The sequence below is a fragment of the Actinoplanes sp. NPDC051388 genome (assembly GCF_055586225.1).
Genome location: NZ_JBVJIP010000019.1, coordinates 116,635 through 136,716, shown reverse-complemented (window position 1 = coordinate 136,716; position 20,082 = coordinate 116,635). Strand labels below are relative to the sequence as shown.

Sequence of the window (20,082 nt, the reverse complement as noted above, 5' to 3'; positions counted from 1 at the left end):
GGGGCATGACCAAGACCTGGAATCGCCCGCTCATGGTGCTGGTGGCCGCCATGGCGGTGCTCACCGTCGGCACCGCGATCGGAACCTTCACCGACGACCGGATGCTGATCGGCGCCGCGATCTGGCTCAAGCCGTTCAAGTTCTCGGTTTCCATCACGCTCTATGCCGCCACGCTGGCCTGGATGCTCTCGCTGCTGCCCGGCCGCAGCCGGGTCGCCGAGCGGTCGGCCGTGGTCATCGTGGGCGCGCTGCTGGCCGAGATGCTGGTCATCGTGGGCCAGGTGATCCGCGGCCAGGCCAGCCACTACAACGAGAGTTCGGCGCTGAACTCGGCGCTCTGGCGGGTGATGGCCATCGCGATCCTGGTGCTGTTCATCGCGCACTTCGTGATCGCCATCGTGGTGCTGCGGGCCCGCATCGCCGATCGGGTGGCCGCCACCGGGGTCCGGTTCGGGCTCGGCGGCGCGCTGGTCGGCATGCTGGCCGCGTTCCCGATGACGATGCAGGTGCCGGACGAGGACACCGCGGGCGCGCACACCGTCGGCGCCCTGGACGGCGGGCCCGGCCTGCCCGTGGTCGGCTGGAGCACGGTGGCCGGCGACCTGCGGATCGGCCACTTCGTCGGGCTGCACGCGTTGCAGGCGCTGCCGATCCTGGCGTTCCTGCTGACCCGCTTCGCGGTCCGGCTGGACGAGCGGGCCAAGGTCGGGCTGCTGCGCGTCGCCGGCTGGGCGTACGCCGGAATGACCTTGCTCTTGACCTGGCAGGCTCTGCGCGGGCAGTCGGTGATCAGGCCGGATGCGATCACCCTGGCGGCGGTCGGCGTTCTGGTCGGCGTGACGGCCGCGTCCGCCCTGCTGGTGCTCAACCGGAAGCACGAGATGGAGCTGGCGGCATGACCGGCGCGCTGTTCTCGCTGACGTTCCTGGTGGCCGCGCCGTTCTGGGCGCTGATGATCGTGCTGCCGCACTGGTCCTGGACGAAGCGCATCGCCGGCTCGCCGTGGATCGTGGCGCCCGGCCTGATCATCTATCTCGTGCTGGTGGCCGGTTCGTTCGGCGAGATCTTCCCGGCGGTCGCCCAGCCCACCCTGGAAGGCATCCGGGAGCTGCTCGGCACGGCCGACGGCGCCGCGGCGGCCTGGGCGCACATGGTCACCTTCGACCTGTTCGTCGGGCGGTGGGCATATCTGGACAGCCGCGAGCGCGGCGTCCCCGCCCTGGTGATGGCGCCGGTGCTGCTGCTGACCATCCTGCTCGGCCCGGTCGGCCTGCTGGCCTACCTGCTGTTGCGGCCGCGCTGGCCGAAAGCGGCCTAGGCTGTCCGCCGTGGGATGGGTGAGCCGGTTGTTCGACGCGCGCGACACCCTCGTGCGGATGCTGCTGCTCAACCTCAGCGGCCTCGGCTACCTGCTGTTCGGGCACCCCGGCCAGGAGCGGACCGCCCTGCAGTGGGCGCTGGCGGTGGCGGCCTTCACGGCGACGCTGGTGCTGCACCGGCGTCCGGTGCTCAATCTGCTCGCCCAGACCTCGTTGCTGATCGCCGCGTTCTGCTTCCTCGACGATCAGACCATCAACCAGGTCGGCGCCAGTTGGGCGCTGCTCGAGCTGGCCCTGTGGGCGCCGCGGCTGTCCCGGGTGTGGTGGTCCTGCGGCCTGGTGCTGACGGTCTATCTGGTCGAGGCGGTCGCCGACGGCGAGATCGAGCCGGCCAACACGCTGTTCGGCCTGGCCGTGGTCATCGGCCTGCCGGTGCTGCTCGGCATGGTCATCCGCACCACCCGTGAGCTGGGCCGGCAGGAGGCCGAGCGGGCCGTCGAGGAGCAGCGCCGGCGCGAGTCGGAGAGCCGGGCGGCGCGCGCCGAAGAGCGGGCCGCGATCGCCCGCGAACTGCACGACGTGGTCGCCCACCACGTCGCCTCGATGGTGCTGCGGGTGGGCGTGGTGCGGCACGTGCTGCCCGGCCTCGAGCCGCCGGTGCGTGAGGTCTTCGACGACGTGCACGACACCGGCACCGCGGCCCTGGCGGACCTGCGCCGGCTGGTCTCGGTGCTGCGCGACCCGGATGGCGTACGCGGGGACGCCGCGCTCACCGCCATCGAACCCGGCACCCTGCCCGTCGCGCTGGACGGCGCCGTGGAGACGGCCCGCCGCTCCGGCCTGGTCGTCGACGCGGACATCTCCGGCCCGGTCGGCACCCTCGACGCGGTGCGCGGCCTGGCCGTGCTGCGCCTGACCCAGGAGGCTCTGACCAACGTGGCGAAACACGCGGGCGCGTCGGCGCACGTCCGGCTGCGGGTGGCCGTCGAGGACGGCGACGTGGAGTGGGAGGTGGCCGACGACGGCGGCGCCGCCCCGCACGAGGCGCCGCAGGGTGGCGGGCACGGCCTGACCGGCATGCGCGAGCGGGTCGAGGTGCTCGGCGGGCGCCTGGAGGCCGGGCCGCACGGCGACGGCTGGCGGGTCGCGACCGTGCTGCCGGCGGCGAGCACCGCATGATCCGGGTGCTGCTGGTCGACGACCAGAAGATGATCCGCGCCGGGCTCAAGATGCTCTGCGACGCCCAGCCCGACCTCGAGGTGGTCGGCGAGGCGGGCGACGGCCGCGAGGCGGTCACCCTGGCCGGCCGGCTCGCGCCGGACGTGGTGGTGATGGACCTGCGGATGCCCGGGGTGGACGGGATCACCGCGACCGGCCGGATCCTCGCCGAGCGGCCGGCCGCCCGGGTGCTGGTGCTCACCACGTTCGGAGACGACGATCACCTCTATCCGGCGCTGACCGCGGGCGCGACCGGCTTCCTGCTCAAGGACGCGCCGCCGGAGGAACTGCTGGACGGCATCCGGCGGGCCGCGGCCGGGGACAGCCCGTTCAGCCAGGAGGTGCTGCGGCGGCTGGTGCAGCGCGCGGTGCAGACGCGCTCGGGCGCGCCACGGGAGGTGCGCGGGCTCACCGACCGCGAGCGGGACGTGCTGGACCTGGTCGCCGAGGGCCTGTCGAACGGCGAGATCGCGGACCGGCTGCACATCGGCGTGACGACGGTGAAAACGCACGTCACCAGCCTGATGGCCAAGACCGGGGCGCCGAACCGGGTGCGCCTCGCGCTGCAGGCCAAGGGCCTCTGAGACACAAAGACCGGGAACCCGTGGCGGCGGGTTCCCGGTCTGTTGTTCTCACGGTATCGCGGATGCGGCGTTCCTGTCGGCAGGTTGCTCCGGAAGAACGTGATCCGCCACCTTGTCGGTGCTCAGGCAGAGCGAGCAGACGCACGCGTCGTGCGTCCGGCACGCCACCATGTCCGGCCGCCTGCTTGATCGCGCCGAAGATCACCCAGCCCGGGCCGGCCAGACCACGGCGAAGACGCCGATGCCCCAGAGCGCGTTCGTGGTGCGGGATGGGGCCAAATCAAGAGCGGACTGTTGCGCATCGATGACGTTCAGTGTTGTTTTCTGCGTCGCAACCCGGCCGCGCCTCTGTTGCAACCGTCCTGCTCCCGGGCCCGGGGACGGTGGCACGATGCCCCCGATCGCGCGCCTCGGCCTCGCCGCCGCCCTGTTGTCCACCCTGGTCGCCGCGCCCGCGGCCGCCGTTGAAGAGCCGGGCAGCGGCGTCGTCTTCGGCGCCGACGCGCTCGACGCGGTGCCCGGCCGTTACATCGTCACGCGTGCGTCCGGCTCGGCCACGCTTGCCATATCGGCCGCCGAGGCCGGGAGACTGGCCGTGCGACCCGGCGTGATCGCGGTCGAGCAGGACCGCCCGGTGCGCGCCGACGCCGCGCCGACCTGGGGACTCGACCGGATCGACCAGCGCAAGAGGAAGCGCTCGAAGTCGTTCACGCCGACCGACGACGGCAGCGCGGTGCACGCGTACGTGATCGACACCGGCGTGCGGATCAACCACCGGCAGTTCGCCGGCCGGGCCTCCTACGGTTACGACTTCGTCGGCGACGACGCGGTGGCCGACGACTGCGACGGGCACGGCACGCACGTCGCGGGCACGATCGGCGGCAGCACCCACGGCGTCGCGAAGAAGGCGAGCATCGTCGCCGTGCGGGTGCTCGACTGCCGCGGCGTCGGTTACGTCTCGGACATCATCGCCGGCGTCGACTGGGTGACCGCGCACGCGATCCGGCCCGCGGTGGCGAACCTGAGCCTGAGCGCCGACGGCTACTCACCCGCCCTGGAGTCGGCGGTGGCCCGGTCGATCAAGCGCGGCATCACCTACGTCGTCGCGGCCGGCAACAGCAACCGCAACGCGGGCGATTACAGCCCGGCCGGTCTGCCCGCGGCGATCACCGTGGCCGCGTCCGGCAAGCAGGATCAGCGCGCCTACTTCTCGAACTACGGCTCGTCGGTGGACCTCTTCGCGCCCGGCGTCGCCATCCGGTCCGCCTTCATCGGCAGCCGCACCGTGACCCGGGTGCTCAGCGGCACGTCGATGGCCGCGCCGCACGTGGCCGGCGCGGTCGCGCTGATCCTCGACGCGCACCCGTCCTACCGTCCCGCCCAGGTCCGCGCGACCCTGGTCGAGAACGCCACGCGCAAGAAGGTCACCGCCCGCCGGGGCTCGCCGAACCGCCTGCTCTACGTCCCGCGCCCGCCGGCCCGCGCCAAGATCAAGACCAAGACCCTTCCCCCGGGTACGGTCGGCAAGCCCTACCTGGCCCGGCTGGCCCTGAAGAGCTCGCGCCAGGGCGCCTGGCGGGTGGGCGCGGGCACGCTGCCGGCCGGCCTGCGACTGGCCCCGAACGGCCGCATCGTCGGCACTCCGCGCGCCGCCGCCGCCCGCCGGGTCACGATCACCTTCCTCGACTACGTGCCGAAGCGGACCTCCCGCACCTACACCCTGACCGTCCGATAGCTGCTTGTCGCCCCCGGGTTGACAGTAACCCCCGGGGTGACACATCATTTCCGCATGAGCAGTCAACCCGGGGGTGACATCGGCTGGGACGAGGTCCTGGCGCATCGCCCCACCGATGTCCGTGACTCGATCCGCGAGCGGCTCGTGTCGGCCGGCGTCGGCCCCGCGCACGTGCGGGCCGCGCTGGCGGACGGCGGCGACCAGCTCTTCGCCGCCGCCACCAGCGGTGTCGAGGACTGGGCCGAGTCGCATGGCGGCCCGCTCGCCGTGGCCCTGCTGGCCGCCGAGGTCGGCGCGCTGACCGCGCACCTGACGTCGCGCAGCTCGGCGATCCGGGCGGTCGCGGTGGAGGCGCTCCTCGACGAGTTCAGCGCCGTCACCGTCGCCGGGCGACTGGGCGTCTCGCGGCAGAAGGTCTACGACATCGCCCGCCCTCATGCCACCGCCAGTTTCCTCGATCAGGCCCCGTGGAGGTCCGCGTGAACGCCGCGTCCGAAGAGATCCGTGAAGGGGTCCAGCTCCCCGACCCCGCGGTGCAGCCGCTGGTGCACCCGCTCGACCTGCCCGAGGCCCGCGCGTCGTTCCGCAACGCGCGCCTGGTGGCGGCCTTCACCAGCCTGCCGGTGGCGGCCCTGGTGGCGGCCATCGCGGCCTATGCGAGCCGCCATGTGCTGCCGCCGATCATCGTGTTCCTGGCGCTGTCGGTGTTCGGCGCCCTGTCCGCCCGGTGGTTCACCGACCGGGCGTGGGACTACATCCCGCGCAAACGACAGGATCGGCAACGGCCGCCGCCACGGCTGTGGGAGCTCGGCTCGGCCGTGGTGCCCGCGATCGTGCTCGGGGTCGCACTGCTGCTGTTCGTCTTCCGGCTGGACGACGCCGACGTGACGATCGCGGTGCGGTCCTACACGTTCGGCGGGTGCCTGGTCGCCGCCCTGCTGGTGGTGGCCGACACCGCGGCCGGTCTGTTCCGCGCCGCGGCTCGCCGCCGGGCGCTCGGCAGCCTGCCCGGCGCGCTGGTGGTGGCCGCGGCGACGGTGCTGGCCTGGGCCCGCTGGTTCGACGGCGACCAGGACGCCGGCCTGCTGTTGTGGGGCGCGCTCATGATGGGTGGCGTGGCCGTCGTGGTCGCGGCGGTCAAGCTCTGGGGCCGCCGCCGAGCCGCCTGATCCCCGGCGAAAGGCGCGCTCCGCACCGGTGGGGCGCGCCTTTTCGCGTGCGGTAAGCCATGTCACATCATTCCCATCTGTTGGACAGGCTTTGACGGGGCGTTTCGGCTTGACGACGATGGGCTCATGCAGCGGCGTGAGCGACTCACCACCCGCCTTGCCATCGACCTTCTGCGGTGCGCAAGCGCTCGGTGTCCGCGCTGCCTCTGACCCGCTGACGGGTCATCCATGCGATCGCTTTCCCGGCGCGTTCCGCGCGTCTCAAAGCCTATCCCGCATATGGGAAAAGTATCGTAAGCGCCCGCCGAGACCCGGCGGCTCGCCCGTCCCGACCATCCCACCCGGAGGAAATCATGACCGCTCCCGCCGTAGCCCGCACCGACATCACCGCGCCCGCCACCGCCAGGCCCGATGTCGCCTCGGCGGCCCGCGCCCCGCGCCGCCGTCCGCGAGCCCGCCTGCGCCCGGTCCCGTCCACCGCCCCGCCGGTCGGCACCGCCCCGCCGGTCGGCACCGCCCCTCCCGCCGGATCTGCCGCGCCCGCCGATCCGTCGCCCGCGTCGGTGGCCGTCCTTCCGTCCGTGGCCGCCGCGGCCGCCGCGGTCGGTCTGGTGGACGACGTGTCGGCGGATGTGCCGCTCACCGTGACGATCAGCATCGACGGGGGTGCGCGGGAGAACCGTGACCGCGTCCTGGCCGCGCTGCGTGAGCTGGTGGAGGCGGCCGGACCGGGCGCCGACGTGGCGCTGCGCGCACCGGTCGCGGGTCCGGCCGGCGAGCCCGGCGTGATCAATCTGGACCCGGCGCCGCGGGCCGCGTTCCGCGACGGCCGGCTGCTCGAGCTCAGTCGCCTCGAATACGACCTGCTGCTGTTCTTCGCCGAGCACCCCCGGCAGGTCTTCACCCGGGCGCAGTTGCTGGCCCGGGTCTGGGGTCACGTGCACACCGGCGCCCGCACGGTCGACGTGCACATCAGCCGGCTGCGCTCCAAGCTCGCCGACCACGAACTGATCACCACGGTCTACGGCATCGGCTACCGCCTGGCGGACGCGGCTCCCTTGCGCATCGTCTAGCCGCGTCCAGCCGAGACGAGACGAGACGAGGTCCGGGGTCCGGGGGTCACTCCTCGACCTGAGTCTTTCGTGAATCGCGGGCGGCGTCCGGGGCGCGCCGCGGCCTCTCTCGATCGGCCGGACCCGGCCTCGCGTGGCCTACTCCTCCCAGACGTTGATCGTGGGGAGGCCGCGAGCGGTGCGGGCGTCGTCCATCATGCGCTGGATCAGGGTGGTCTTGGCCCGGGTGTAGGCGTCGCCGTCGTGGCCGGCCGCGGCCAGGTCGCGCTTGAGCCGGGCGTAGGCCTCGCGGTCCGCCGGGTGGGTCCGGAGGTGGTCGCGGAGCAGGCGCTCGTTGCGGGTGTCCCAGGACGGCGCGAGGACCACGTGGAGGTGGTAGGCGACCGGCTCGCCCTCGCGGCGAAACCACAGGCGCTCGGACATCGTCGAGTCCATCCGGCGCCAGCCCAGCGCCCGCACGGCGTCCTCGACCGGGGGCGGCACGTCCAGCGAGCCGGTCGCGGCCATCAGGTCGATCACCGGCTTCGCGGCCAGGCCGGGGACGGCGGTGCTGCCGATGTGTTCGATCGGGGCCAGCCACCCGGGCGCCGCCGTGGTCAGCTCGCCGATGGCCTGCCGGGCGAACTCCGGCCAGGCCGGGTCGTAGTCGCGAACTTCGATGATCACCAGGGGACTCTACTGATCGGCACTGATCGGCGCTGCCGCTCGTCCGGGTGACGGCCGATCGCGGCTCCGGTGTGTCCTGGACCCGGTTAACCCATCACGCCTATCGTGTCTATAGGAATTGGGCGCGATATGGGTATGGGGTGGCGCGATGTCCCGGCAGACGGTGGCGGTGATCGGTGGCGGGTGTTCCGGGGTGCTGGCTGCCCGTGAGCTGCTGCGCACGCCCGGTGTCGAGGTTCTGCTGATCGAGCCGGGGGAGGTGGGTGGCGGGGTCGCCTACGGCATGGCGAAGCCGTGGCACCTGCTCAACTCGCGCGCCGGGGCGATGAGCGCGGACCCCGAGGATCCGGGTCACTTCGCGCGCTGGGCCGGGGTGGCGCCGCAGGACTTCGCGCCGCGGCTGACCTACGGCGCCTATCTGCGGTCGGTGCTCGACGAGGCGTCGCAGGCGGCCGGCCCGCACCGGCTGCGGGTGATCGCGGCCCGGGCGGTCTCGGTGCGCACCGGCGACGGCCCGGCCCTGGCCCCCGGCGGGCGGGACGTGGTGGTCGTGCTGGAGAACGGCTGGGAACTCCGGGCCGACCACGTGGTGCTGGCCGTGGGCAACCCGGCCGGCGCACAGCCGGCCGCCGTGCCCGAGGCGATCCGCGACCACCCCGCCTATGCCGCCGACCCCTGGCGGCCGGGCGTGCTCGAGGCACTGCCGGAGGATCGGCCGGTGCTGCTCATCGGCACCGGGCTGACCGCGGTCGACGTGACGCTCACGCTCACCGCCGACTCCGGGCGCACCGTCGTGGCGGTCAGCCGGCGCGGCCTGCTGCCGCTCAGCCACACCGTCACGGCGGCGCCGCCGCGCAAGCCCGCCCTCGACGACTGCGCCAGTCTGCGGGAGGTCATCCGGGTGGTGCGGGCGGCGGCCGGGGAGGCCGGCGACTGGCGGGCCATCGTGGACGGTCTGCGGCCGGACCTCGATCGCCTGTGGGGCGCGATGACGCCGGCCGAACAGGATGCCTTCCTGCGGCACCTGGCCCGGCCGTGGGAGTGTCACCGGCACCGGATGGCGCCCGAGGTGACCGAGCGGATCGCGGCGCTGCGCACCGAGGACCGGCTTCGGGTGCGGGCCGGCGGGCTGCGCGGGATCACCCCGGCCGCGGACGGCGGGCTTCTGGTGGAACTGGCCGGTGGGCCGCTCGCGGTCGGTGCGGTGGTCAACTGCGCCGGGCCGGGGCTGCTGCCGGCCGCCGCGGGATCGCTCGCCGCGGCGTTGCTCGCCGACGGCGCCGCCCGGGTCGGTCCGCACTCCCTCGGACTGGACATCGACCACAGCGGACGGCTGATCGGCGCGGACGCGCGTACCCGGGAAAGGGTTTGGGTGTTGGGGCCCCTGCGCCGTGGGGCGCGGTGGGAGACCACCGCCGTGCCGGAGATCCGCGAACAGGCGCGGCGGCTCGCCCGGGACATCGCGCCGGCCGTCGAGGCGGCCCTGGAAAGTGCGGCCTAAGCGGGGTCTGCATCCCAGTTGAGTAATAAGACCGGCGTATGACGAAGGGCTTTCCGCAGCTCAGGACATGTTTGATGGGTGTCTAGAAAACATTGTGTAAACCTTAACGAGCCTTGAGTCGCCATCGAGAAGCCTCAATACTGCGAGAGCACCTTCCGGCACGCCGAACCCCCGGTGCGCCGTCCCACCCCCCTGGGAGGAACCGTGCTCAACCCGAAGCTTTGCCGGCCGATCGTCGGCTTGGCCGTCGGCATTCTGGTGGGCAGCGCCTTCGTCGCGTCACCCGCGGCGGCTGCCCCGATCGGCCCGGACGCGGCATTCGCCGCCTCCACGCTCGCCACCACCCTGGACCGGTCGCTCGGCGACCGCAGTTCCGGGTCCTACCTCGACGCGAGCGGAAAGCTGGTCGTCAACGTGACGGACGCGGCCACCGCGTCGTCCGTCAAGGCCGCGGGCGCGACCCCGCGCTACGTCAGCCGCAGCGGAGAGACGCTGGCCGCCAGCTTCGACTCGCTCACCGCCAAGCTGAAGACGCCGGGCACCACGTTCGGCACCGACCCGGTGTCCAACCAGGTCGTCGTCACGGCCGACGCCACGGTCACCGGCGCCAAGCTGCAGGCCGTCAAGGACCTGGTCGCCGGGCTCGGCGACACGGCCCGCCTGGAGATCGAGTCCGGCAAGCTGTCCACCACCATCTCCGGCGGCGACGCGATCTACACCGGCGGCGGGCGCTGCTCGCTGGGCTTCAACGTGCGCAACCCCTCGGGCACGAGCTTCTTCCTGACCGCCGGGCACTGCACCAACATCGGCGCCACCTGGACCAACGGCTCGGTGACGCTGGGCACTCGCACCGGCTCGAGCTTCCCGGGCAACGACTACGGCATCGTGCGCTACACGAACACCACGATCGCCAAGCCGGGTGCGGTCGGCTCGGTGGACATCACCCGCGCGGCCAACCCGACGGTGAACTCCACCGTCTACCGCCGCGGCAGCACGACCGGCCTGCGCTCGGGCCGGGTCACCGCGCTGAACACCACGGTCAACTACGCCGAGGGTTCGGTCTCCGGCCTGATCCGCACCACCGTCTGCGCCGAGCCCGGCGACAGCGGCGGCTCGCTCTACAGCGGCAGCACCGCGCACGGCCTGACCTCGGGCGGCAGCGGTAACTGCTCCTCGGGCGGCACCACGTACTTCCAGCCGGTCACCGAGCCGCTGGGCGTCTACGGGGTTGCCGTTTACTGATCCGGCTTTTCTTTACCGCAGGAAGAGGGGCCGCGCTTACCGGAGCGCGGCCCCTTCTCACGTGCTTACTTGCGTCAGAGCGGGAGCCAGAGAGCCAGCACGTTCGGCGGCTCCCAGCCCGGCAGCGAGGTGTGCGCCTGCCGGCAGCGGTAACGAGCCCCGCCGTAGGTGACTTCGGTGCCGACCGCATAGGCCGTGTTGGGCGCCCAGGCCCCGCTGGTCGGCGGGGTCGTGGGCGGCGTGGTCGGGGGAGTGGTGGGCGGGGTCGTCGGCGGAGTCGTCGGAGGTGTGGTCGGCGGCGTCGTGCCGCCGCAGGCGAACACCTTGAACTCCCACAGCGAGTAGCCGTACGGCGTGCCCCGCTCGGTGCCGGAGAGCCGCACATAGCGCGCGGTCCCGGTGAGCGCGTGCGTCTCCGCGCCGCCGGTGCGGCCGGTGGCGTTCACCACGGTGGTCCAGGCGGTGCCGTTGGTCGAGGTCTCGATCCGGTACGCCTTCCCGTACGCCGCCTCCCACGACAGTTCCGCGCGGGCGAGCGACCGGGTCGAACCGAGGTCGATCTGGATCCACTGCGGATCCGCGAACTCCGAGGACCACCGGGTGGCCGCGTTCCCGTCCACCGCGTTCGAGCCGGGGTAGCCCGCCTCGGTCGACGACACCGTGACCGGCCGGCCCTGCGAGGCGAGCGTGCTGTCCGTGCAGCCCTGCGGCGGGTCGGTCGGCGGGTCGGTCGGCGGCGTCACGCCACCGCCGGTCGCGCTGCCACCGGCCCAGTTCTGCGCCCCGGTCGCCACCGTCTGGCCGGCCGGCACGTTCACCACGCGGCCGTCCGAGAAGGTCACGGTCAGCGCGTTCGCGGTGATGTTCGAGGCCACGTACGTGCGGGCGCCGTTCTTCGAGAACACCTTGGCCAGCGGGTGGTTGGCGGTCACCGCGGTGTCCACCTGCCCCAGCGCCGCCAGGTTGCGGATCCAGTGGAAGGTGTGCGCCTTGCTCTCGCCCTCCTCCGGCGTATAGCTGGAGTTGGCCCGGAACTTCGACAACGCCGCGTCCGGATCGCCGAGTGCCAGGTATTGCCAGAGCATGTCCCGCCACAGCGTCGGTTCACCGCCGTTGTTGCGGACCAGCTCGGCGTACGTGCTCCGCACCGAGGCCGGGTAGTCGCCCAGATAGAGCTGCCCGCCGGTCATCGGCAGCATGTTGATGCCGACGATCAGCGCGTGCTCGCCGGAGAACCAGGTCGCGTACGCGCCACCCGAACCCCAGACGATCGCCGAGTAGTTGTGCCCCCAGCTCGCCGGGAAGTTCTCGTTCCGCACGTCGAACCAGTACTCGTTGATCGCCGCGGCCTGGGTCGTGTGGATCCAGATGCCGGCGTCGCGCACCGCGTTGTTGCCGGTCGCCTGCCCCCACTGGATCAGGGCGTTGGCGAAGTTCTGGCCCTCCGAGGACGACTCCTGGTTGTTGCCCGCGCCGAACGCGCCGTGCCCGGACGCCCAGTCGTGGCCCGCGTAGATGTCGAAGTCCCGCAGGTAGGGGAACCGGGTGTCGGTGCGGTCGTAGTTGTTGGCGTCCCGGATCAGCAGGTCCACCATGCCGCCGTAGCGCGCCGAGGACGCCCAGGTCGGGTCGAACTTGGCCAGCGTGGCGGCGGCCGCGATGAAGTAGCCGTAGTGGAAGTGGTGGTCGTTCAGGTCCTCGTCGGAGGCGTAGGAAGCGGGGTAACCGATCAGCGTGCCCCAGTTGCGGTCGTAGTAGAACAGCCGCGCGCTCTTGCCGCTGGAAGCGGTGAACCAGTCGGTGATCCGGGTCCGGATCACGTTCAGCGCCGAGTCGCGCACCGCGGTCAGGCCGAGCTGGTCGGCGATCTCCGCGATCCGGGCGGCCCGGCCCAGACCCTTGCCGGTCCAGTACGTGTCGTCGCCCTTGAACTGCGCCGGGTCGTTCAGCTCGCTCTGCAGGAAGGCGCTGACCGTGGACAGGTCGGCGCCGGCGGAGTCGCCGACCGCGGGGATCTCGGGCAGCACGCCGGTGTACTTCATGGACGTGGTGAACGAGGCGCCGGTGAGCACCTTCATCTGGCCGCGCGGGGACACGTAGGTCTGGGCCAGCGGCGAGGCGCCGGTCAGGTAGCGCCACTGGTGCGGGTACAGCGCGATGACCGAGCCGGTGGCGGAACCCTCGCGGGCGGTCGTGGTCAGCGTGTAGGTGGTGGTGACCGTGCCGGCCGACTGGTTGTACGAGTAGTTCATCCGGCTGCCGGTCACGTGGCTGTGCGCGTAGGTGCCGAACTGGTCGGCCAGCGCGATCTTGTCCGCCGTGCTGGTGCCCGACGTGGTCGGCAGCACCGCGACCGAGAAGTAGCCGCGTCCGTTGAGCGAGGACCGCAGGGTGGTCCCGCTGAGCGACCAGGTCGAGCCGGCCGGACCGTACGCCACGTAGTCGTGCCCACCGATCGACCAGCCGACCCGGCCGTTGGCGTTCTGCCACACGGTCGGCGGCCCGACGATCGAGATCTGTGCGTCCCCGCCGGTGACCTGGTAGAAGGACAGCGGCAGGCCGTGCCCGATGGTCGCCTTCAGCGTGCGGGCGCCGTCGCTCCACGAGGGCGTGACGGTCCAGTCGCTCCAGCCGTCCACCAGGGCGCGCGGCGCGTTCAGCCCGGCGACCCCGACCACCACATGCTGCGCATACGGGTAGTGGTACTCGCCGAGTCCGGTCGCGCTGCCACTGATCGCGGCCTCGGTCTGGTACGAGAGCCCGAGCCCGCTCGCCACCGGCCGGTAGGCGGCCGGCCCGGCGAACAGCGGCTGCGAGAACGCGCAGTCGTCGCCCTTCTTGAAGACCAGCGAGGACCACCAGTCGTTGGTCGGCACCGCGCCGGCCGGGGCGTTCGCGGTGAGGAACTGCCGCGGGTTGGTGGCCAGGTCGCCGCAGCCGGTGGGCAGCTTGGCGCCGGCCGGGAGGGTCTCGGTGTAGCTGCCGGCTCCGACCGTGGCGGCCTCGGCGGTGCCGGACAGGACGACGGCGAGAGTTCCGCCGGATAAGGCGACCAGGGTCGCGATGGCGAAGCCGGCGAGCCGGCGGCGGGGACTGGGCATGGGGATGCCTCCGGAATTGGGGAGAGAGCGCTCTCCGGGGTGCCGGAAGGCTAACTGCGTACAGCGAGTTACGTCAATGTTTCGGCCGGGGCCTTCGCCTTGGCGAGACGCTCTTCGACCTTGGGCGTAATTGGTCGTTACCGCCCGATCGTGGACCCTTCCTCCGTGCGTTCCTCGCCGCGACGCTTCAGCATCTTGAGCCCGGGGAGCCCGGCGATGGCCAGGTGCAGATCCTCGGTCACTTCGAGAAGTTTGTGCAGATCCGGGCCCACCTGGTCGAGTTTGCCGAGCAGCGGCATCACGTCGTCGACCAGGTGCCGGCGCAGGTCCGGGAAGGTGTCCACCATCTTGATCGCGGCGGAGATCTCCTCCGGTGACAGCTCGTCCACGAACCGCTGGGCCAGGGGCGCCGCCTTGCGCAGCGTGTCGCCGTACCCGTGCAGGATCTCCTCGGCCTCGCCGGTCGCGGTGGCCGCGCGCACCACGACCGCGGAAGCGGCGCCGGTGGTGGCCGCGGCGTCGGTGATGATCGCGGTCGCCGCGTCGGTGGCCGCGGCCGCCGAGCCGACGACCTTGGCGGCGCCGGTCGTGACGAACTCGGCCTCCTCCGCGATCCGCGCGATCCGCTCGACCAGGGCCTCCGCGTTCTCCGTGATCATCGTGATCCGGCTGGCGAGCAGCTCGGCCTGCCCGACCAGGCTCATCACCCGGAACGGCACGGTCGCCACGGTGGCCGCCGTCTCCACCACCTGCCCCACCGCGGCGCGGGCCAGCTCGACGACGGTGGACGGGGACGGGATTCCGAAGGCCATGACACCCATACTGCCCCCTCGCCGCCCGCCCTACCCTCCGTGCACGAAACACGCCGCTGGGTCAAAGTTCGCGTCAATCTTGCCCCGGAGGCCCCCACGGGTGACGATTCGGCTATCGGGCGCGGCAGTATGTCTGGGTGCTTGGAACGCGGAACTTGATCCTGGGCGTGGCCGCCGTGGTGATTCTGGGGGGTGGCGCGCTGGTGGCCGTGGGCATGAGCGGCGACGGCGGGCAGAGTGTCCTGCCGCTGTCCGGCGTGTTCAACGACGCCCCGTCACCGACGCCCTCGCCGACCCCGACCGGCCCCAGCCCCGAGGAGCTCCGCAAGATCGAGCGGGCCAAGCAGGTCAAGGCGCTCGATGCGGCCCTCAAGAAATACGCCACGACGGCCCCCGAGTTCTCGGTCGCGGTGCTCGACAAGAAGACCGGCGAGACCTATTCCTTCCGCGGCGCCGAGAAATACGAGACGGCGAGCATCGTGAAGGTCCAGGTGCTGGCCTGCCTGCTGCTCACCGCGCAGGACAAGGAGCGCGACCTCACCGCCGACGAGCTGGCGCTGGCCAAGCGCATGATCCGGGCCAGTGACAACGACGCCACCACCGCGCTCTTCGGCCGGCTGGGTGCGGTGTCCGGCGTCAGCAAGACCAACAAACGGCTCGGCCTGAAAGAGACCAAGGTCAACAGCGCCTGGGGCCTGACCCAGACCACGGTCCGCGATCAGGTCAAACTGCTCGGCGAGCTGGTCGACACCAAGGGCCCGCTCGACGCCGACTCCCGCAAGCTGGCCTTCACCCTGATGAACTCGGTCCTCGAGGACCAGGACTGGGGCGTCCCCGCGGTGGCCTCGACCGGCGAGCAGTTCACGGTCAAAAATGGCTGGCTGTCCCGCTCGACCGACAACGGCCTGTGGATCATCAACTCGGTCGGCCGCATCACGGGCGACGATGTCGACGTCTCGATCGCCGTCCTCTCGCACAACAACACGGACATGGCGAGCGGCATCTCCGCGGTCGAGAAGACCGCCAAGATGACCAGGCAATACCTCGAATACTGAGCAGCGGCGATCACCGCCGCACGCGGAACGCGTCACCGAGCGAGAAGTCGTCCCGGGCGACGGCGTGCGCTTCGGTGAACGCGGCGGTGGTCAGCGCGAGGTGCGACGCCTCCTCGAAGCTCGTGGACCGCAGGCCCCACCGGCCGTCATCCTCCCGCACGGCGACGTTGACCAGCGCTGAGGTGCCGCGGCCCGTGTCCCAGCCGGCGAGCGTGAGTTGTGCCCGATCCGGTGGGGTGGTGGCCGCGCGCGGCAAGTTCGGTCTGAACCGTTTTCGATCACCTGAGCTCGGCGCGGATGCCGCCGCGGACTCCGATCACGACGGCGTCGGCGTCCAGTGACACGGTGGCACTGTCGCCGCTGACGAACTCCGCGACCCGGACATCATCGAGCAACACCCGTAGGACCGCCTCCCGGCGAGCGTTCGGTGCGGAATAGCGGCGCGGAACCGCCAGGGCGGCGTACCCGGAGAGCCGCGGCCCGGCCCGTTCCACCCGCATCGCCCGAAGCGCGGCGAGCATCGGCATGGCACCGGTGGCGGTCATGACCGCGAAGCGTAGCGTCGGCGGCATGTCGCTGGATGCCATCGGAGCGCTGCGGGATCCGCTGCGCCGCGCCGCCTATGAGCACGCGGCGGCGAGCGCCGAGCCGGTGAGCCGCAACGATGTCGCCGACGCGCTGGGCATCGGGCGCACGCTGGCCGCGTTCCATCTCGACAAGCTGGTCGAGGCCGGGCTGCTGGAGACCATCACCCCGCGGCGTCAGGGCGGTCCCGGCGCCGGGCGCCCGGCCAAGCTCTACCGCCGGTCCGACGCCGAGCACGAGGTGACGTTGCCGCCGCGGGCATACCGGATGCTGGCCGATGTGCTGGCGACCGCGGTGGAGCGGGCGGGTGCGGAACCCGCGGCCTATGCGGCGGCCCGCGAGCAGGGCGCGGCGCTGGCCGGCGGCGGAGTCCGCAAAGGACTGGAAACGCTCGGGTACGAGCCGGTCGAGGAGCCGGACGGCACGATCCGCCTGCGCAACTGCCCGTTCCATGCGCTCGCCCAGGCGTACCCGCCGTTGGTCTGTGGTTCGAACCTCGCCCTGCTCGAAGGTCTGGTCGGCGACGCGGGCCGGGTCGCCCGACTCGCCCCCGAGGCGACCGGCTGCTGCGTCGTGATCACTTCTAAAAACAAAAACTCTTGACATACACCGGTACGCTGCCCGCATGGCAGCCCACCACCTCGCCCAGCTGAACATCGCCCGCCTCCGCGCGCCCCTGGACAGTCCCGTGCTGGCCGATTTCGTCGCGCTGCAACCCGAGATCAACGCGCTGGCCGAGGCGTCACCCGGCTATGTGTGGCGGCTGCAGGACACGTCCGGCGACGCGACCGCGTTCCGCCCGTTCGGCCCGGACATCATCGTGAACCTGACCGTGTGGGAGTCGCTCGACGCACTGCGGGGATATTCCTACCGCTCGGGTCATCTCGACGTGATGCGGCGCCGGCGGGGGTGGTTCGTGCCGTTCGACGGGCCGCACCTGACTCTGTGGTGGATCCCGGCGGGCGACCTGCCCACCCTGGCCGAGGCCGGCGATCGCCTCGAGCTGCTCGGCCGCGACGGCCCCACCCCGCACGCCTTCACCTTCCGCGACCCGCACCCGGCGCCTACTCCCCACGACGTAGCAGGCCGCCCAACGGCGTAGCCCGAAGTGACGCCCCCGGGAGGACGCCGGGCAGGCGGACGATCCCTACCGTCCTTCACATGCGTCGCATGTGGATCCGCTGGGCACTGTCGACCTGGGCCGCCGGCGCCCTGGTGGCCGGCGCGTTCCCGGCGAATCCGTCCGGCCGATGGCATCAGCCCGCCATCCTCGGCACGGTCCACCACGTCGCCGCCCTGACCTCGCTGACGATCTTCGCGGTGGCCGTCACCGTCGTGTCGCGAACCACCGCCCTGCGCCTGCTCGCCGCCGCATCACTGCTGGCCACGGCGGCCTTGGCGATCCTCCTCGGCGCCGCGCCGGCGTTCGCGGGCATCGCCGAACGCACTGCCATCGCGACCGACCTGCTCTGGCTCCTGGCCGCCACCATCAAGATCGGAAAGCAACACATCTGCCCACGTCCGTCGGGGTGCGGACCGTATGCTCCCGCGGGCACCGGGCCGGGGCCCACCTGACGGCGGCCCGGGCCCTGCCGGGTCCGTGCGTGGGTCAGGAACGGTAGGTGCTCGACCGGTCCTGGCCGCTGGCGGCCTGGTAGGCCGTCAGGCCGGTTCGTTCGACGCCGTTCCAGATGTAGCGCTCCTCGCCGGCGGGGACGCGGCCCCGATAGCTGTTGTGGTTCAGCGTCACCCGGGCGTTCCTGGCCGCGCCGCCGACCGGCCGGTAGCGCTGGAGCAGGACGGCCTCGCCGGGCTTCGTGGCGACGATCGTGTTGTGGGTGATCGACGTGTCGTGCACGTAGTACTGCAGCAGCAGTTCCGGTGAGCCGTCGTTCAGGGTGTTGTTGCCGCGCAGGTGGTTGCCGGTGACGGTGATGTCGAAGGCCTCGCCGCGGTCCTCGTCGTAACCGCCGATCGCCAGGCCGGTGTATCGGCTGCGGGTGATCGTGTTGCCGGCCACCCGGATGGCGTTCGTGCGGCCCTGGCGCCACTCCGAAGCCACCTCGATGCCGATGTCCGAGGCGTCCACCCGATTGCCGGCCACCGTGATGTCCGCGCCGCCGTCGATGTAGATGCCGTCGGCGCAGTTGCACCAGACGCCGTCCTCCCAATAGGCCGGGTTGCCCTCGCTGATGATCCGGGACACCCGGTTGCCCGCGATGACCCCGTTGCGGGCGCGGTTCACCTCGGTGAAGCGGGCCGGGCCGGAGATCGTCCCCTCGAAACCGATGGCGTCGATGCCGATGTTGTTGTTGTCGTGGATGGTGTTGCCGGTGACCGCCCAACCGTCCACGTTGCCGTTCAGCACGAGGCTCTCACTGGCGCCGAGCACCAGATGGTCGAGCTCGTTGCCGGCGATGCGCACGTCGGAGAGCGACTCGGCCGCGCTGGTGCCATAGACGGCGATGCCGTGCGCGTTCATGTCGAAGCTGCCCAGCGTGCCGTTGTCGTTGCCGAGATGGTGCACGTGGTTGCCGCGCAGCCGGATCCCGTGCCCGGCGCCGGTGACCAGGATGCCGATCGGCACGGCCTCGAGCGAGCGAGTGCGATAGCCGGTGACGGCCAGCCCGGAGACGGTGACGTCCGAGCTGTTCCGGATCTCGATCATGCCGCTCTGCCCGCGCGGCGGCGTGATCCCGGCGCCGTCGAGCACGGGCTTCGCCCCGGCGGCGGCGCGCAGCGTGATGTGCGAGCGGCCCTTCAGCACGATCCGCCGGCCGGCGTACCGGCCGCCGGCGAAGATCACGGTGCCGCCCGCGCGACCGAGCCGGTCGACGGCGATCTGCGGCGTCCGGAGTGGATCGTGGCGCGTCCCGGTCGCGCTGTCCGAGCCGCGCGGCGAGACGAACAACGTCCGCTCACTAGTCGCCTGCGCGGGTGCCGGCAGCGCGGTTGCCAGCAGCATCAGACAGGCCACGAACGTCAAGCTTCGACCACCACGCATCGCTGTCACCCCTGAGCCGCAGGTCCCGGAAACGCACTATCCCGCAACGCTCTGACCAGCGCAAACGTTCAATCTGAAGTGCGCGTTTCGCGGCACCTTGACAGCCGGGGAGGCGTGGTCCAGATTCATCCGGTGCGGGAAAGATAGACAACGCAAGCGGTTGCTCGCCTGGGTCGAGGCGCGCCTGGGCTGTGGCGAGGCGATCGGCGCCGTCCGTTCGTTGCACGGCAGCGAAAGCCCGTGGTGGATCGATGCGGCCACGCGCCCGGTGATCCTCCGGACCCCGAGCAGCCGCATCACACCCGATCAGATCGCCACCAACGCGGCCGCGCTGGAGGTCGCCGAGCGACACGGGCTGCCGGCTCCGCGCCTGCTGGCGGCCGATCTCGACGGTCGCGAGGCCGGGACAGCGGCAACCTTGGAGACCGTGCTGCCCGGGACCAGCACCTGGCCCGGCACGCCGTCGGTCGCGCTGCTCAGATCAGCGGGTGCGGCGATCGCGCGGGTCCACACCATCAGCCTCGCCCCGCAACTGCACCTCCCGTTCCGCCCCCGCCCGATCGCCGTCGACGACTTCGCCGCGGACCGCCGGGCCGGCCGAATCCCCACCACCGCATTGCTGAAGCTGGCCGACGACCGGATCCAGGCCATCGAGCCCCCGCATCGGCCGGTCGTCTTCGTGCACGGCGACGTGTGGCCCGGCAACACGTTGATCGCCGACGCCACCGTGCACGCCCTGATCGACTGGAAGACGGCGGGCGTCGGCGACCCCGGCGTAGACCTCGGCGAGCTGCGCAAACAGGCCGCGATCAGCTATCACGACGAGGCCCCCGGCCACGTCCTGGCCAGCTGGGAACAGGCCACCGGCACCCGAGCCGAGAACATCGCCTATTGGGACGCGACAGCAGCGCTCAACACACCGACCGAGTCCTACAGTCCGCACGCCACCCGCCGGCGCGACGACTTCCTCAGAGCCGCGATCGCACAGCTCTGACGAAGACCCGGCCCGCCTCATGAA

At 71.8% G+C, this 20,082-nt stretch carries 21 protein-coding genes; 15 read left to right on the top strand and 6 right to left on the bottom strand.

All coding sequences use genetic code 11. The features are described from left to right. Positions 1-5 precede the first annotated feature (5 nt). From ACZ6TI_RS37810 to ACZ6TI_RS37775, 8 genes are all read left to right on the top strand, one after another. Complete coding sequence (locus ACZ6TI_RS37810) at positions 6-899, top strand: hypothetical protein (protein ID WP_465350049.1); 894 nt, start codon at positions 6-8, stop codon at positions 897-899. Beyond that, positions 896-1,318, top strand: a complete 423-nt coding sequence (locus ACZ6TI_RS37805) for an ABA4-like family protein (RefSeq protein WP_465350048.1) — start codon at positions 896-898, stop codon at positions 1,316-1,318. The genes ACZ6TI_RS37810 and ACZ6TI_RS37805 overlap by 4 nt, the downstream gene beginning before the upstream one ends. Positions 1,319-1,328: 10 nt before the next feature. Then, positions 1,329-2,498: a sensor histidine kinase gene (locus ACZ6TI_RS37800; protein WP_465350047.1), complete on the top strand. Its 1,170-nt coding sequence runs from the start codon at positions 1,329-1,331 to the stop codon at positions 2,496-2,498. Then, positions 2,495-3,121, top strand: a complete 627-nt coding sequence (locus ACZ6TI_RS37795) for a response regulator (RefSeq protein WP_465350046.1) — start codon at positions 2,495-2,497, stop codon at positions 3,119-3,121. Before ACZ6TI_RS37800 ends, ACZ6TI_RS37795 begins: the two co-directional genes overlap by 4 nt. A gap of 391 nt (positions 3,122-3,512) precedes the next feature. Further along, the gene (locus ACZ6TI_RS37790; RefSeq protein ID WP_465350045.1) at positions 3,513-4,856 is read left to right on the top strand and encodes a S8 family serine peptidase; all 1,344 of its coding nucleotides are present in this window, start codon (positions 3,513-3,515) and stop codon (positions 4,854-4,856) included. 54 nt (positions 4,857-4,910) lie between these two features. Further along, positions 4,911-5,339 (top strand): hypothetical protein, encoded by a 429-nt coding sequence (locus ACZ6TI_RS37785; protein WP_465350044.1) that lies wholly within the window; start codon positions 4,911-4,913, stop codon positions 5,337-5,339. Beyond that, the gene (locus ACZ6TI_RS37780) at positions 5,336-6,025 is read left to right on the top strand and encodes a hypothetical protein (protein ID WP_465350043.1); all 690 of its coding nucleotides are present in this window, start codon (positions 5,336-5,338) and stop codon (positions 6,023-6,025) included. The genes ACZ6TI_RS37785 and ACZ6TI_RS37780 overlap by 4 nt, the downstream gene beginning before the upstream one ends. A gap of 353 nt (positions 6,026-6,378) precedes the next feature. After that, on the top strand, positions 6,379-7,098 hold the full coding sequence (locus ACZ6TI_RS37775; RefSeq protein WP_465350042.1) for a winged helix-turn-helix domain-containing protein: 720 nt from the start codon (positions 6,379-6,381) through the stop codon (positions 7,096-7,098). A gap of 138 nt (positions 7,099-7,236) precedes the next feature. Here the strand turns inward: ACZ6TI_RS37775 and ACZ6TI_RS37770 are convergent, their stop codons facing one another. After that, positions 7,237-7,764 (bottom strand): GrpB family protein, encoded by a 528-nt coding sequence (locus ACZ6TI_RS37770; protein WP_465350041.1) that lies wholly within the window; start codon positions 7,762-7,764, stop codon positions 7,237-7,239. A gap of 148 nt (positions 7,765-7,912) precedes the next feature. Between ACZ6TI_RS37770 and ACZ6TI_RS37765 the strand changes: the two genes are divergently transcribed. Together ACZ6TI_RS37765 and ACZ6TI_RS37760 are read left to right on the top strand one after the other, a co-directional pair. Continuing rightward, positions 7,913-9,265 (top strand): FAD/NAD(P)-binding protein, encoded by a 1,353-nt coding sequence (locus ACZ6TI_RS37765; protein ID WP_465350040.1) that lies wholly within the window; start codon positions 7,913-7,915, stop codon positions 9,263-9,265. A gap of 204 nt (positions 9,266-9,469) precedes the next feature. Then, complete coding sequence (locus ACZ6TI_RS37760; RefSeq protein WP_465350039.1) at positions 9,470-10,507, top strand: S1 family peptidase; 1,038 nt, start codon at positions 9,470-9,472, stop codon at positions 10,505-10,507. Between the two features lie 74 nt (positions 10,508-10,581). Here ACZ6TI_RS37760 and ACZ6TI_RS37755 read toward each other — a convergent pair whose 3' ends face one another. Both ACZ6TI_RS37755 and ACZ6TI_RS37750 read right to left on the bottom strand, forming a co-directional pair. Further along, the gene (locus ACZ6TI_RS37755) at positions 10,582-13,608 is read right to left on the bottom strand and encodes a glycosyl hydrolase (RefSeq protein ID WP_465350038.1); all 3,027 of its coding nucleotides are present in this window, start codon (positions 13,606-13,608) and stop codon (positions 10,582-10,584) included. Positions 13,609-13,745: 137 nt separating this feature from the next. Continuing rightward, entirely contained in the window at positions 13,746-14,420 is a 675-nt protein-coding gene (locus ACZ6TI_RS37750; RefSeq protein ID WP_465350037.1) for a hypothetical protein, read from the bottom strand. A gap of 137 nt (positions 14,421-14,557) precedes the next feature. On the opposite strand from ACZ6TI_RS37750, the gene ACZ6TI_RS37745 reads away from it, so the two are divergent. Continuing rightward, complete coding sequence (locus tag ACZ6TI_RS37745; protein ID WP_465350036.1) at positions 14,558-15,475, top strand: serine hydrolase; 918 nt, start codon at positions 14,558-14,560, stop codon at positions 15,473-15,475. A gap of 10 nt (positions 15,476-15,485) precedes the next feature. On the opposite strand, the gene ACZ6TI_RS37740 is transcribed toward ACZ6TI_RS37745, so the two are convergent. Next, a complete protein-coding gene (locus tag ACZ6TI_RS37740) occupies positions 15,486-15,731 on the bottom strand; it encodes a hypothetical protein (protein ID WP_465350035.1) in 246 nt (81 codons plus the stop codon). A gap of 22 nt (positions 15,732-15,753) precedes the next feature. After that, positions 15,754-16,020 carry a hypothetical protein gene (locus tag ACZ6TI_RS37735; RefSeq protein ID WP_465350034.1) on the bottom strand — a complete coding sequence of 89 codons (267 nt, stop codon included), beginning with the start codon at positions 16,018-16,020 and terminating at the stop codon, positions 15,754-15,756. Between ACZ6TI_RS37735 and ACZ6TI_RS37730 the strand changes: the two genes are divergently transcribed. The 3 genes from ACZ6TI_RS37730 to ACZ6TI_RS37720 are packed head-to-tail and all read left to right on the top strand — an operon-like array spanning position 16,019 to position 17,635. After that, on the top strand, positions 16,019-16,663 hold the full coding sequence (locus tag ACZ6TI_RS37730; protein ID WP_465350033.1) for a helix-turn-helix transcriptional regulator: 645 nt from the start codon (positions 16,019-16,021) through the stop codon (positions 16,661-16,663). The two genes, ACZ6TI_RS37735 and ACZ6TI_RS37730, sit on opposite strands and share 2 nt — an antisense overlap. A gap of 22 nt (positions 16,664-16,685) precedes the next feature. Continuing rightward, the gene (locus ACZ6TI_RS37725; protein ID WP_465350032.1) at positions 16,686-17,162 is read left to right on the top strand and encodes a DUF3291 domain-containing protein; all 477 of its coding nucleotides are present in this window, start codon (positions 16,686-16,688) and stop codon (positions 17,160-17,162) included. A 59-nt stretch (positions 17,163-17,221) separates the two neighbouring features. Then, the gene (locus tag ACZ6TI_RS37720) at positions 17,222-17,635 is read left to right on the top strand and encodes a DUF998 domain-containing protein (RefSeq protein WP_465350031.1); all 414 of its coding nucleotides are present in this window, start codon (positions 17,222-17,224) and stop codon (positions 17,633-17,635) included. 34 nt (positions 17,636-17,669) lie between these two features. Here the strand turns inward: ACZ6TI_RS37720 and ACZ6TI_RS37715 are convergent, their stop codons facing one another. Then, on the bottom strand, positions 17,670-19,046 hold the full coding sequence (locus ACZ6TI_RS37715) for a right-handed parallel beta-helix repeat-containing protein (protein WP_465350030.1): 1,377 nt from the start codon (positions 19,044-19,046) through the stop codon (positions 17,670-17,672). Positions 19,047-19,224: 178 nt separating this feature from the next. Between ACZ6TI_RS37715 and ACZ6TI_RS37710 the strand changes: the two genes are divergently transcribed. Next, a complete protein-coding gene (locus tag ACZ6TI_RS37710) occupies positions 19,225-20,058 on the top strand; it encodes a phosphotransferase family protein (RefSeq protein ID WP_465350029.1) in 834 nt (277 codons plus the stop codon). Positions 20,059-20,082 lie beyond the last annotated feature (24 nt).